Origin of the sequence: Persicitalea jodogahamensis (assembly GCF_014651615.1) — a bacterium.
GTDB classification, from domain to species: Bacteria; Bacteroidota; Bacteroidia; order Cytophagales; family Spirosomataceae; genus Persicitalea; species Persicitalea jodogahamensis.
The window spans coordinates 1,202,052-1,216,436 of record NZ_BMXF01000001.1; the positions used below are offsets into that span (position 1 = coordinate 1,202,052).

At 48.4% G+C, this 14,385-nt stretch carries 8 protein-coding genes; 4 read left to right on the forward strand and 4 right to left on the reverse strand.

Annotated features, from left to right (window positions below; translation table 11 throughout):
* Positions 1 to 242 precede the first annotated feature (242 nt).
* The 4 genes from IE117_RS04940 to IE117_RS04955 form a co-directional block, all read right to left on the reverse strand.
* Positions 243 to 3,056 carry an ATP-binding protein gene (locus IE117_RS04940; protein WP_189563207.1) on the reverse strand — a complete coding sequence of 938 codons (2,814 nt, stop codon included), beginning with the start codon at positions 3,054 to 3,056 and terminating at the stop codon, positions 243 to 245.
* A 232-nt stretch (positions 3,057 to 3,288) separates the two neighbouring features.
* Positions 3,289 to 5,121: an ABC transporter ATP-binding protein gene (locus IE117_RS04945; protein ID WP_189563208.1), complete on the reverse strand. Its 1,833-nt coding sequence runs from the start codon at positions 5,119 to 5,121 to the stop codon at positions 3,289 to 3,291.
* 57 nt (positions 5,122 to 5,178) lie between these two features.
* Positions 5,179 to 5,961, reverse strand: coding sequence for a 3-keto-disaccharide hydrolase (locus IE117_RS04950; RefSeq protein ID WP_189563209.1), 783 nt, complete (start codon positions 5,959 to 5,961; stop codon positions 5,179 to 5,181).
* Positions 5,962 to 6,081: 120 nt separating this feature from the next.
* Positions 6,082 to 6,249, reverse strand: coding sequence for a hypothetical protein (locus IE117_RS04955; RefSeq protein WP_189563210.1), 168 nt, complete (start codon positions 6,247 to 6,249; stop codon positions 6,082 to 6,084).
* Between the two features lie 551 nt (positions 6,250 to 6,800).
* Between IE117_RS04955 and IE117_RS04960 the strand changes: the two genes are divergently transcribed.
* The 4 genes from IE117_RS04960 (at position 6,801) to IE117_RS04975 (ending at position 14,327) form a co-directional block, all read left to right on the forward strand.
* Positions 6,801 to 7,478 carry a helix-turn-helix transcriptional regulator gene (locus IE117_RS04960; protein WP_189563211.1) on the forward strand — a complete coding sequence of 226 codons (678 nt, stop codon included), beginning with the start codon at positions 6,801 to 6,803 and terminating at the stop codon, positions 7,476 to 7,478.
* A 132-nt stretch (positions 7,479 to 7,610) separates the two neighbouring features.
* On the forward strand, positions 7,611 to 7,763 hold the full coding sequence (locus IE117_RS04965) for a hypothetical protein (RefSeq protein WP_189563212.1): 153 nt from the start codon (positions 7,611 to 7,613) through the stop codon (positions 7,761 to 7,763).
* Positions 7,764 to 7,867: 104 nt separating this feature from the next.
* Positions 7,868 to 9,301, forward strand: coding sequence for a beta strand repeat-containing protein (locus IE117_RS04970; RefSeq protein ID WP_189563213.1), 1,434 nt, complete (start codon positions 7,868 to 7,870; stop codon positions 9,299 to 9,301).
* 61 nt (positions 9,302 to 9,362) lie between these two features.
* Complete coding sequence (locus IE117_RS04975; protein WP_189563214.1) at positions 9,363 to 14,327, forward strand: beta strand repeat-containing protein; 4,965 nt, start codon at positions 9,363 to 9,365, stop codon at positions 14,325 to 14,327.
* Positions 14,328 to 14,385 lie beyond the last annotated feature (58 nt).

Here is a 14,385-nt window from a genome sequence, read left to right on the forward strand (position 1 = left end):
AGCGCCAATGCGCTCTCTGTTGTGTGTGCAAACCTACTTAGATGCCCCTGACGGGTGTTAGCACACATGTTTCACCTTTTGCTTCAATGTTGCATGGGGCATTTTTCTTTTGCTGCTATGTTGCATGGCTTTTGCTGCTATGTTCCAAATGATTACTAAGTGCCTGAAAATGAACGAGCCGCTCCATGTGGGATAGAGCGGCTCGTCAAAAAGGAAAAAAATAAGATTCGGAAAGGGATCGGTCAATCGCTGCCCGTCCACCCGGAGGGAGGGACACCCATCAATTCCTGGAAAGACTTCGAGAAATACGACAAGCTTTCGAAACCCGTCTGATAAGCTACTTCCGATACCGTAAACTCACCCGTACTGAGTAGCGCGGCGGCACGGCGGAGCCGAAGGTTACGGACGAATTCTGTACTATTCTGGCCAGTGAGAGCTTTCAATTTGCGGTGCAGCTGGGTACGGCTTACCTGCATGGCCTGGCTAAATTCCTCGACACTGAAGCTACTGTCGGCCAAGTGAGCTTCCACCAGGGCCACTGCTTTTTCCAGAAATTCGTCCCGGACTGGATGGTTCTCGGCCGATTGTGTTTCCTTTATTGGGTTTATTGATTTCGGGGCAGCTAGTTCCTGACTGTACTTCTGCCGCAGTACTTCCCGTTGTTTAAGTAGATTTTCTACCCGAACGCTAAGCTCTTGGCGGTCAAAGGGCTTGGTTAGGTAGTCGTCGGCCCCTAGCCTAAGACCTTCGAGGCGGTCGTCGAGGGTAGCTTTGGCCGTCAGCATGATTACCGGAATATGGCTGGTTCGGAAGTCGGCTTTGAGTTCTTTACAAAAACCAAAACCGTCGAGCCGGGGCATCATCACGTCGCAGATTACCAGGTCGGGAATGCGCTCGCGCGCTTTCGAAAGTCCCTGCTCACCGTCGGTGGCTTCTATAACCTGGTAGTTATTCTCAAAAATCGAATGAATATAGATGCGCAGGTCATGATTGTCCTCCACCAGTAGCAGTAAAGGCAGTTCGTTATCGGTATATTCTTGACCCGCAAGGACTTCCGGAGCACGGGACGCCCCTCCGGCGAAATCCGCTTCCTTTGGGCTGCTGACTGGAACTACATCAAACTCGCCAATGGAATGTCCTGCCCAGGTTTCGGGGTCGATGGGGAGCCGGACCGTAAACGTACTGCCTTGCCCCGGTTCACTTTGCACCTCGATGTTTCCGCGCAACACCCCAACTAACTCCTTAACCAGAGAAAGACCGATACCCGTGCCTTCCTGGACATACCCGTCCTCCGCCTCGACCTGATAGAACCGATCAAAAATATGTGGCAACCGCGCTGCCGGTATTCCAATACCATAGTCACGTACGGTGAGGAGCAATTCTTGCGCAGAATATGCGATTGACACCTCGACCCGACCATGATTAGGTGTAAATTTGAAGGCGTTGGATAGCAGATTGGCCACTATTTTTTCCAACTTATCGGGATCAAAAATAGCTTCCTTTTCCTGGCTGTTTTGCTGATAATGAAACAATATATTACGGCTCTGGGCCAGGGACTCAAACGAGGCAAGCACAGGTCGGAGAAATCTTGTCAAATCGGCCCTGACTAGCATGGGCTTGAGTTGGCCTGCTTCAATCTTTGAAAGATCGAGGAGTTGGTTGATGAGATCATGCAGGCGACGCACGTTGCGTTGCATGGTCGGAATTAGATTTTCGGCAGGGTACTTCTTTGTGAAATCAGCAAGCGGCCCCACCAGCAGGGTCAGCGGGGTGCGGAATTCGTGGGAAATATTGGCGAAGAAATTGGTTTTCATCGTATCCAATTCTCTCAGCTTTTCAGTCTGGGCTTGGGTGAACTCTAGTTTCTGCTGAGCAACTGTTTTGACCCGCTCGTAGTTACGAATGATTTTGCCCAGAAACAGCCCGAAAATAAAGATTTCACTAATGAAAAGGATGCTGGAAGTTTTGAACACCCAAGGAGCATTCAGGATGCCCAGTAGGCTCATTTGCCAGAAAAAATAGCTTATAAGCCCCATTAGGAAAGGAACTGAGTAGTACCAGTCGATAGGGTACTTGCGGAACATTGCGATTGCGTACAGCGACAGCACCAAAACCTGCGCAAAAAGTACCAGCCAGGTACTGCCCAGGAGCCAGTACCAGCGATAGTCCAGGGCAATGGCCACGCCCAGTAAAACCACTGCCGCTACGATGTAGTTGAGTAAATAACGAGCATAGGCAGGAAAATGATCAACAGGCAGGAGGGCCTTGATGGCTATGACATACGCGATGGGTATGAAATGATAGGCATTGAAGTTGATGAGCGCTGCCAGAAAAGGGGCATTGGTAAGAAAGCTTCCCAGGTCGCCCGTCAGGCCCCAATAGCCCATTGAGCGGATAATCAGCATAATGGAATAAGCCCGGAAAATGCGCTCCCGCACCGCAAAGAAGGCCAGTAAAATCATGTAGAAAAGCCGAAGGGCAATCAAACCGCTGATAAAACCCGACCGACTGTCTTCTTTTGCCTGTTGCTCGAAGAAAGAAGGACCCTTGTACAAAATAACGCGCACCCGTTGCCCCCGTTGACTCTTGGCTCGAAAATAGATCGTTTTTCGTTGATCGTTAGCGAGCTGAAACGTGAAGTAGGGGATGGGGCCGAGGTACTTTCGTTGCTCTTCGGCTACGAGCGTACCACCCAACTCTTGGTGGTACCTACGGTTGGTCCCATCAGTGGGCACGTAGAAGTTAACCCGCTCCATCGTATTGTTATCCCAACTAAGATACCATTTTTCTTCGTCTGCTCCCGCGTTCTCGAGCGTGATTCGATACCAGTAGGCATGATCCGAAAACGGTAGTCGGAAATTGTTGGTTTTGACGGGGCTAAAATCTTGCTTCTGTATTTCGGACAGGGTAAGGGTGACTGTTGTGTCGACGAAAAAAGACATTTGCCGGGAGACTTGTTTGGAATCGGCAAAAGAAGAATCCAGCCGCACTACCTGACTCCGGGCCGGGAGATGGAAGAGAATCAGGAAGGTGATTATAAGGTAGTTCCTTAGCATAAGGTGATCTCCTTCGTTAAGCAGTCTTGACCAATAAGCTATTTCGAAAAAGGGAACTGCTCTTACTGATGCAAAACTATGATCACGGTCCTACCCTTGCAATAAAGATACCAGTTTCAACATCGTTTGAAGCAATGGCGCTGGCAGAATAAACGTGCTCAAGCACCCTGTTACTAATAGTACAGTCACTACTATTTCGGGGTGTTGACCCCCTAGTAACCTCACCCCCCGACTAGCTCTGCATCGCTGTCAGTTTCCAGTAAAATCCATCAGGGTTTTTCAGCAAAACATCATGCGTGCCGCGCTCGATGATCCGGCCCTGGTGAAGTACCAGAATTTCGTCGGCGTGCTGAATGGTACTGAGGCGATGGGCAATGACCAGCACCGTGCGATTCTGCATTAAATGCGCCAGCGCTTCCTGCACCAGTTTTTCCGATTCGGTATCGAGGGCTGATGTTGCTTCGTCCAGGATAAGGATGGGAGGGTTTTTCAGAATAGCCCGGGCAATGCTGAGGCGCTGCCGTTGTCCACCGGAAAGCTTGGTGCCCCGGTCGCCGATGACAGTTTGGTAACCTTCGGATTGTTCTGAGATGAAGTCGTGGGCGTTGGCGATTTTTGCGGCGGCGATCACTTCTTCTTCCGTAGTGTGGGCACCGAAGGCGATATTGTTGAAGATGGTATCGTTAAAGAGGATGGATTCTTGCGTAACGATTCCCATTTGACTGCGTAGCGAGGCCGGCGTAATGTTGCTTAAGTTTTGGCCATCGTACAGGATGTTTCCGGCGGTGGGTTCATAAAATCGCGGGATCAGATCGGCCAGGGTGGATTTGCCGCCACCCGATGAGCCCACCAGAGCTACGGTCTTGCCTTTGGTCATTGTAAAATTGATATCACTGAGCACAGGCGATCCGGTTTCGTAGGCAAACCAAACATTTCGCACCTCAATTTTTTCGCTGAATTCGCTGACTGAAACATCGCCCGGTTTTTCGGGAATGGTGTTCACAGCATCTACCAGTTCCAGTACCCGCTCACCCGAAGCCAAACCACGCTGCGTATTGCTGAAAGCATTTGAAATCTCCTTGGCCGGGCGCAGCACCTGCGAGAAGGTGATGATGTAAAAGATAAACTCCGCCGCCGACAACTCCGACTCATTGGAAAGTACCAGCGAGCCGCCATACAAAAGGATGAATGCCACAATGGTTACGCCCATGAATTCAGAAAACGGTCCTGCCATCTCGCGCTTGTAGGCCATCGACTTAATGGCCCGACGGTAAGCGTCGTTTTCCTGCCAGAAGCGTTTTTTGATAAAATTTTCGGCGTTAAAGCCCTTTACGACGCGCATGCCGCCGAAAGCCTCGTCCATCAGACTGATGAGCCCGCCCAAACGCTGCTGCCCGGTACGGGCATCCTTCCGCATCTGCTTGACGATGTAGGCGATGAATGCACCTGAAATGGGGAAGACCAGAAATGCGAAAAGAGTCAGGCTTACCGATACGCTGAATAGTACAATGAGATACACCAGCAAGGTAAATACCTCTTTGAAGGCTGCCGAAAATGTATTGGCAATAGAGTTTTCGACTTCCTGGACGTCGGTCATGACCCGGGAAATGAGGTCACCCTTGCGCTCGTTGGAGAAAAAGCCTAGATGCAGCCCCACTGCGTTGTCAAATACAGCCTGGCGCAACCGTGCCACCATATTGACTTTAAAGCGTTCCAGGACTCTGGCCGAAAGGTACCGGAAGATATCGGCCAGTAGAACCGAAACCACAATGACGCCGCATACGAACTGCAAGGCTCCGAGCCGCCCGTGCTCCTGCATGAATGTCCCGAAGTAGTAATTGAATAAACCGCTGAGGTAGTCGATGCTTAGTGCAGGATCAGGCAGTCGTGTCATTTGAGCTGCCTCTTCAGAACTGACCTGATTAAACAGCAGATTCAGCAGAGGAATCAGCAGGGCGAAATTTAGGATGCCGAACAGGCTCGCCAACAGCGAGGCAAAGAAAAAAGGAACGATGTATTGTCCGAGTGGGCGAGCGTAGGAGAGGAGACGCCAGTAAATTTTCATTTAATGGGCAATGGATAGTGACTAATGGATAATGCTAAGACATGGCAACCAAGGCTATCATTTCCCATTTCCGGGTGTCAGTTTTCCATTTGGCAATATCCAGATGTTGCGATACAAAACATCATGGCCCTCTGCCTGAAGCTTGATCCCACCAGGGGTATCGGTAATTCCTTTGCCACCGTCGTTGCCGCCATCGATGCCCGAGTTGGGGCCACCCCACACTTGGCTGATGGGCTGTTTGTCGTGGACTTTTTTGCCATTGAAATACATTGTCACCATGGCAGGTTCAACCTTTTTTCCGTCCCTGAAGCGGGCGGCCGTGAACTCAATGTCGTAGGCATTCCACTTGCCTACACCATTATAGGCATAGTAAGGGGAGGGGGTTTCATTAATAACCGCTGCCATGCCATGACTGGTTGAATCTCCGTCCAGCACCTGAATCTCGTAGCGGTTTTGCAAATATACGCCGCTATTGCCACTAGGCTTTGATATGTAAAACTCTACGTGTAACCGAAAGTCGCGGTATTTCTCTTTGGTCACAATATCGGCAGCACCATACAGACCACCGGCAGCTGCCGGATCATTGGTGTTCAGCACTGTGCCTTTGTCTATAGGATCACTAACGATGGCCCATTTGATAGGCGGCTCTGCTTTAAATCGTGGTCCCTGCCAATATTCCCATTTATCGAGGAGCATTTTTTTCGAACCGTTGAAGAGGATTTCAGCATCTTTTGGGGGTTTGGCTCCGACACCAACTTGCGCGAAGCCCGGGTGAGTGGCTGCCACTGCCGAGAGCGAAATAGTCAGGAAGAAGAATAGAACCAGTTTATCGTTACGCATTTTTTTGTGTCCTAAATTTTTTAAGAAAAGTATATGGCTGATTTTGAGTTTTTTAGACCGATGAATCGAGAAAGTAGTCTTAGTTATACGAATTCTCGTGCACTCCCGTCGGCAACAAACCTAGCAATTTTCCCGCAGCATCCTCACAAACTCATACTCGTACTCCTTGATCGCGGCTAGCAAATTATCAAGCTCCATTTTTTGGGGAGAATTTTCCTCGGCTCCATACAGATCGTCGGCTCGTTGGGATGCTTTGGCATACTCGTCTTCATTTTCTATTTTTTTCATGAGAGAAATTTAAATTTTTGTTAAAAGGGGTAAAAAAATATAAGCTTCTCAGATTTCAGCACTTAGCTAAGTCGAAGAATTCCTTCTTAGGTGCATCCGTATAACTTTTTCAGTTTTCACAGCAGGCAACAGTGAAATAATGATCTTAATTCTATTTTCAGGAACAATTTTTTGAGAATTACTCACATCTGTAAATCTTACGCAGACCGACTTCATTCAATGTATGTACCATGAAAAAGCGGGAAAAAGAAAATAGGGATTACAAAATCCAGTAAAGGACACTAATAGTATTTACACCCAACGAGTAGTACAGCACTTCATACTTCATTTCATAAACCTCCGAAACCCTACTATTAGAACTATAAGTATATAACCAAATCACAAAACTATCGAGTTTAAGTCATAATCGTTAGGATTTAAACATTATTTTACATTATATTAGCACCCTGATGCGGGGATTTTATTAAGCTATGTTTATGATGCTGAGATTTTTGCTAAAATAGTCCCTCTATATCCTTCTTCACCACATACACACTATCGGAACATTAATAATGAACGACCCCGCGCAACTAAGTAATCGTTCTTCGTCAAGGCTAGTCTACCTCTGTGGCCCTTCTGACAGTTTAAAAAGAGACTTTTGCCGCTTTTTTCGCGAGTCTATCGATGACTGTGATTTGCGAATTTTGAATTTAGAGGAAGGGATGAGGGTGTCCATCCACAGAAGCCCGGTTTTCCTATTCATTTATATCGATACACTTGAGCAGCTGTCTAGTGTTTCACCTGACATCGCTTTTCTAAGGCGTGAAATTCCCCACGTAAAGCGAATTTTAATCTGCAATCGTACTTTGGCAGAAGAAAAAATGCTGGATGAAATAAGTCTTGACGGTATTCTGATGGTCGATGTCAGGCGTTCTGACCTTATAGCTTGCATCAATAGTGTGAGCCGTGGGTTGCGGTATGTTTCTCCTGCCTTTTTGCGAAAATATTCTAATATTCCTCCTTTACCTGATACCATCACTGTCAAGGAAGAGGAGATACTCCGATACATTTCTGCGGGTATGCAAAACAAGCAAATCGCTGAATGTGTGCACAGTAGCCGACATACGGTAAAGAATCACAAGTCAAACATGATCGAAAAGCTTGGTTTGTCCGGCACCGCCGAACTCTTCAGGTTTGCTATCCAACATTTTGAGCAGAGTACCTTAGAGGTTGAACCGTTGGATAAGTAAGTAAATTTTCTTTATGCTAAATAGTCAATCTTCCTATTGAAGAATGGCTTTTAATCGGTAATATTGCGCGTTCAACTGGTTATGAATCAACTTTTTTAATCACAAACAATTTTTTAATTTCTTACCAAACAAATGAAAACAAGCATGATTAACACAAAGAAGAAGTACAACAAGCCGATGCTGAGCATCAAAGGTAAAGTGCAGAACCTAACACTTGCGGGAGGATCAAACTCTGCTGATGTCCCCGGTGGCGCTACGAATGGACCAAGACCGATTGGTGGTTAAGCTAAAGACAAGTCCTTTGCAGCATTTGGTCGAAGGATAAAGAATTTTTAACAATTCTTTGGCCAAATGCTCTATTTTTCTATCTAAATAAAACAACATTCAGTATGAAAAAAATTATTTTATCATTTGGAATGTTCGTAGCCCTCGCTTCGGTGGGTTATGCTCAGTCCAACACGACTACGATTAACCAGTCAACTGGTGAAAGCAATACCTTGAACATTGAGCAGACGGGACAAAACCTGAATGCCAACATCAACCAAACTGGTGCCACTACCATCGGCAACAGTGCTGAGATTATTCAAACGGGTACCGGAAGCAGCGCTGTAATTTTTGAGAAGGGAAAAAGAAACGATGTCATCATTGAGCAGACCAACGGTGCTACGGCTAGCCATATCGCTAATGTCAATGTAGCAGGTAACGGCAGTGATGATAACATCGTGACAGTAACACAGGCAGGTAAGTCCATGGAAGCCGACATCGATGTACTGGGCGATCGTAACAATCTTACAGTTACCCAGAGCAACGACAAAAACCGTGCTTCTATCCAACTGACCACTACGGCGCTGAACGACGATAACACTATCTCGATCACCCAGATGGGTCAACGTGGACAGGCTTATGCTAATGTAGATGGCGACAGGAACGAAGTAACGGTCATGCAGGATGGTCTGGATAACCGCATCGGTGACTTCGGTGCACCGGGTACTACGGTCACTACTACATTTGCGGCCGGGACTCCAGGTGCAGGAAGCATCATTGGGGTAGGCAATGTAGCGGTTGCAGCAAACACAGGCATCAACATCATTGGTGATGATAATACTGTTTCTGTTACACAGACAGCAGGCACCAAAGACAACCAGGTGGCTATTCAGCTTAACGGAGCTGGCAGCGATGACAACTCGGCTACTGTTAACCAATCGGGTACTGCCAATGGCAACACGGCGATTATTACTGTAGCTGCTGGTTCTCAATACAACACGGCGACGATTAACCAAGCCAATACAATCTCTGGCATGATGAACGTACCGTCCAATCTACTACCTGGCCCTGGCAGAAACAACAGCGCTGCTATCGAACAGTCGGGCGATTTCGACGTGGCTACTATTAACCAAACGGGGCGTAGTAACAACGCCGTTATCCGGCAACTTGATGCTACGTTTGTGGGGGTTAATACGGCAACGATCAACCAGCCCGGTACTTTCAACAACGCTTACGTTGAGCAATCGGGCGTGAACGGAAGCACTGCTACCATTACGCAGAACAAAAACCAAGGTACTGTGGCGGTATTCCAGCGCGGTGACGGCGGACACACGGCGAACATCACTCAGAATTCTAATTTCTCAGGTGCTCGTCTGGTCTTGTTGCAAAACGGGTTCAACAACAGTACGACGCTGGTTCAGACCGATCAGAACTATAGCCAGGCTCCTGATTTTGAATTAATTCAGAATGGTTCGAACAATGTAACGACAGGTATCAACCAGTCTGGTGCGATTCGCCGGATTACTCAGACGGGCAACAACAACACGTTCAACTACTAAGCCTATTCTTCTGATTTCGGGGCATCTCATTTAAAATTTTATTCCTACCAGAAATAATATTATGAAAAAAATACTTTTAATCGTAGGTCTCGCGTTTGGCTGCTCGGCATTGTATGCCCAGGGGGTCCAAACCGGAGACAACAATACGGCTGACGTAAATTCAACTGCCAGCACGAATCCAAATAGTAGTGTTACCATAACTCAATTAAACGGATGGCAAACTGTGTTTGTGACCCAGGGACCGGATGGTAACTACCTAGGCGGAGAGTTAACAACCGTTACGCGTCAGCGTAACATCGGTGCCTTCTCGCAGTCAATGGATAACTACATCTGGATCAACCAGACAGGTGCAGGTAATTCAATCGATGCGGATCAGGTAGGGCACACCAATACGGCCATTCTCAGGCAGTTAGTAGGTGCCAACAACTCGACGATCACAACCAATCAATTGGGAACCAGAAACTCCCTAATTGTCAATCAACGGTTCGGTACCAATAACAGTGCTACTGTAAATCAGGGTCCTGCGATTGCTGGTACTGCATTCGATGTCCCTTCAACCAATTTTCCTTCGATTGGCCAGTCTACCCGGAACATGGTGACGCTCAATCAGAATGGAGACAATGCGACTGCCACTATCAATCAGACGGGTAGTTCAGCCTTTGTGGATGCCGAACAAAAAGGGGGGACAGAAGGTGCTAACCAGCTGAACATCGATATGTCCAATTTCGGTGGTGCAAAGGTAGTGCAGAGTGGTAACCTTAACACCATCGATATTGATCAGCAGAGCTACCAGACCGCAATTGTCGAACAGGGCGACCTATCCTCGAATGGTACAGTAACTATCAATCAGGGTAATATTGCGACTGACAACACGCGAAACACAGCCAAGGTTTACCAATACAGAGGTGATAACAACGTCGCAACTGTAAATCAAAACGCTGTTACTTCGGAGAGAAACGAAGCTACTATCGAGCAGTCTGGCACTAAACAAGGTGCTGGAACTGAGAGTGAGGTTACGGTAACCCAAACCGGAAAATCCAGCCGGGTATTTGTAGAACAGCTGGAGGGCGGATCCAATAATGATGTTACGCTAACCCAAACCGGTTCTCAAATAGGATTCGGTAGTGAGGCGTGGGTGCAGCAGAGCGGTACGGGTAATGAATTCGACGCTACGCAAACGGGTAATAACAATAGCATCGGCCAAACTGTCGACGCAAGTGGTTTTACTACGGGCTATGCTCTACAACAAGGTCAAAATAACGAGGTCGATATTGATCAAGAAGGTAGCAAGAACCAAGCTGCTATTTCGCAGGATGGTTCTGATAACACGATTGATATCGAGCAGGATAGTGAGGATTTTAATGCGGTTGGCAACAGGGCCACGGCCATGCAAGGTCAGGGTAGTACCGATAGCAGCATCGAAATCGACCAGGGTGACGGAACTAACGAAGGCGACGGCAACGTAGCTGTGGTAATGCAGACGCGCGGTGATAACAACACGGCCATCGTTGATCAGTTGAATGAGAACACCGCTACAGTAACGCAGAGCGGCACCGAAGATGAAGATACGTCTACGGGCTCTATCGTCGACATCGATCAGTCTTCTAGCACTGGCGGTACGGCTACAGCTACGCAGTTGTCGGGTACTTACGGCAATTCGATTGATATTACCCAAGCGAAACTGAACAACACTGCTACTGTTACGCAAACTTCTGGTACTCTGAACGAAACTACTATCGATCAGCAGGACAATGACAACATGGCAATGGTTACGCAGGGTGGCAACCCTGATTCACCTGGCGGAACGGTGAATACTATCGACATCACGCAGAACTTCAAAGGTAACTCGGCTACTGTTACTCAGGCGGATGATGTTACTGGAAGTGATGTTACCATTGAGCAGGATGATGACGATGAAGCTACTGTGACGCAATCCGACGGAGAGGCTCTTTCGGTGGATATCGTCCAGGAAGGCGTACCAGGCGCTGGTAACGTAGCTACGGCGACGCAAACGGGCGAAAGCAATGATATTGATATCTCTCAGGATTCAAACGCTGGTTTGGCAGGTAGTTTGGCTGAGGTTGAACAGGGAGGTCAGGATAACTCTACCGACATCAACCAAAATGGCCCAGGCAACATTGCTACGGTGACTCAAGCCGGTGATGATAACGATATCGATATCGATCAGGACAGCGAATCAGCTAGCGGTGCACCCAACGTGGCTTTCGCTAGCCAGGCTTCTACTACATCTGATGGGTCAATCACGATCGATCAGAGCGTCGGAAATGAAGGCGGCAACACTGCGATAGTTTCACAGACCCGCGGTGATGGCAACGAGGCGACGATCACACAGTTGAAAGACAACACGGCTACGATCACCCAAAGCGGCGATGATGCCGACGTATTAGGAATCGATAGTGAAGCTACGATCGACCAGTCAGGAAGTACTAATGGCACGGCTGAGATCACGCAGGCTAACGGAACTCTTGGCAGTCAAGCGACGATTACGCAAGTTGACATTGATAACGAAGCTACGATCAATCAATTGGCTGGTATTAACAACCAGGCTGGTGTAATACAGATCGGTGAGGCCAACGAGTCTACGGTAAGCCAAAGCGGGTCTTACAATGTACTAAGCGGTACTGCAAGTACTGTCGGCATTGCTCAGACCGGTAACGGTAACTCGGCTACGGCCACGCAGGCTGCGGGTACGTTCGGTGGCACTATTCTGATCGGTCAGATTCCGTTGCTGGGAAGCCCTACTGTAAATGGTAACGAAGCTACGGTAACGCAATCAGCAGGTACGCTCAATGCGGCTATTGTAACGCAAAACGACGACAATAACACCGCAACTGTAACTCAGTCGGGTACTACTGATGCTGGTTCGGGTAACAACAGCAATGTAATTGTATTGCAGGCAGGTAAAGGTGGTGACGTTACTGTTACGCAGGCTGCCAATGGTAGTAACGTAGCTGCTACTCAGTTCAATGGAAATGGCAATTCGGCAACAATCGACCAGGCTGTTTTGGGACGTGCACTCGATGCAACTACTCTTCAGGCAGGTGACAATAACACGTTGACATTGAACCAGTCAGGTCAAGAGAACACAGGTTCTATCATTCAGAGCAACTTGTTGCTGCCAGCTGACCCCGCAAACGGTCCTTCCAATCACACTGCTACTTTAACGCAAGGTGGTACTGTCAACGAAGCCGTAATTGGTCAGGGTGGTTTGAATAACAGCGCTGAGCTAACACAGACGGGTGGCAGAGAAAGCTTCGCTTCAACGCTTCAGTATGGTAGTGGTAACGAGATTACTGCCAATCAGACGAGCCCTCTTCGCAATAACACGTTGAACGTAACGCAAGGTAGGGTCGCTGGTGCAGTACCTGCTGCTCGTGCTACTCGCGATGCAACAAACTTGACTACTGCATTACTGGGACTTACTTCGGGAGATGTCGTTCAGTCTGAAGACAACTCGGCTACGGTCAATCAGACCGCCGGAGAAAACCAAGTAGTAAACTTGTTCCAATCTGGCGATGACGAAACTGCTTCTATCACCCAGACCGGGTCTAACAACCGGAACCGTTCGGTACAGGCAGGTCAGATGGACGAACTGACTACTACCCAGTCAGGTTCACAAGGTTTGATAAATGCTAGCCAGTACGGCGAGGAGACCGAAATGGGTAATACTGCTACATTGACCCAGTCAGGTAGCAACAACACTATCGATGCGGCACAGATTAAGTTTGGCAACTCACTGACTTATACGCAGTCTGGTAGTAACAATAATGCTACGGGGGCATCTCCAGGAGGTGTTGTACGTCAAATCGGTGAAGACAACACAGCTGGCGTTACCCAATCGGGAATGCGTGGTAATGTTGTCGTGATTCAGGGTAAAAACACCGATGCTGGAGGAGCTGATCTGACTTATGGTGGACAGACGCTGGCATCGACGGGATACGATCCTGTTGAAAACGATGCCTTCGATAATACTGCTACTGTATCTCAGATGGGACTCGACAATATTGCCGCTTCTACTCAGGAGGGTGATATGGGTACTTCAACGATTACGCAAGCAGGTGCCAATAACGCCATTGGTATCAGACAGCTTAATCAGGGTACTGCAGTTCGTTCAAAGAACAACACGGCCAGCGCTACTCAGGCAGCTGGAACCGATGGAAACTTGATCGACATCGTGCAGTCAGGTCAGCAGAACAGTGCTACCACTTCGCAGACAGTTAATGTAGCACGCAGCACCATTAACCTGACTCAGCGGAAGGACAACAACGTGGCCACACTAACCCAGTCACAAGGCGACCAGAACGTGATCAATGTCCGTCAGATTCCTGACAACTTTGACACTAAGGCCAACACTGTGACGATTAGTCAGGCAGGCAGCGAAAACGCCGCTCGTTTGGACCAGACAGGTTTCAACAATAAGTTCACGTTGACGCAGTCGGGCAATCAGCACACAGTGCGTCTAGCTGCGGGAGCAGGGAATGAATTTGCGGTCCAAAGCGGCAATGGTAACATGGCAACGTTTACGCAAGCCGGTAACACGGATGGCGTGGGCGGTGGTCACACCATCAACTTCAACCAGACGGGCACGCAGAACGTAGCAATGATCGACCAGGCCGGCGATGGTAATAACTCTACCACGTTGACTCAACAGGACGACCGGAATGCAGCTACACTGAAGCAGCTTGAAGGATCGAACAACGTGATTGTGCTCAATCAGAATCCAGATGCTGCGGGTACTAAAGGTGGTACGGCTACCATCACCCAGACGGGCGGTAGCGGCAACTTCGTAGCCTTGGACCAAACGGGTAAGGAGAACATTTTCTCGCTGACTCAGGATGGTGACCGTAACGTGGTTCAGTTGAACGGCGGGACGCCAGTGGCTGTGCAGTCAGGTTTCACGAACACGGCTACGCTGAGCCAGACCGGAGAAGATCACACGATCAACTTCAATCAAGGCGGTCTGCGTAATACAGCTACTATTATGCAAATGAACGGCAGCTTCTAAGGAGTCGCTGATCATTCTGCGGAATAGTTAAGTACGGCATGAAGACCGGCGCCGAAAG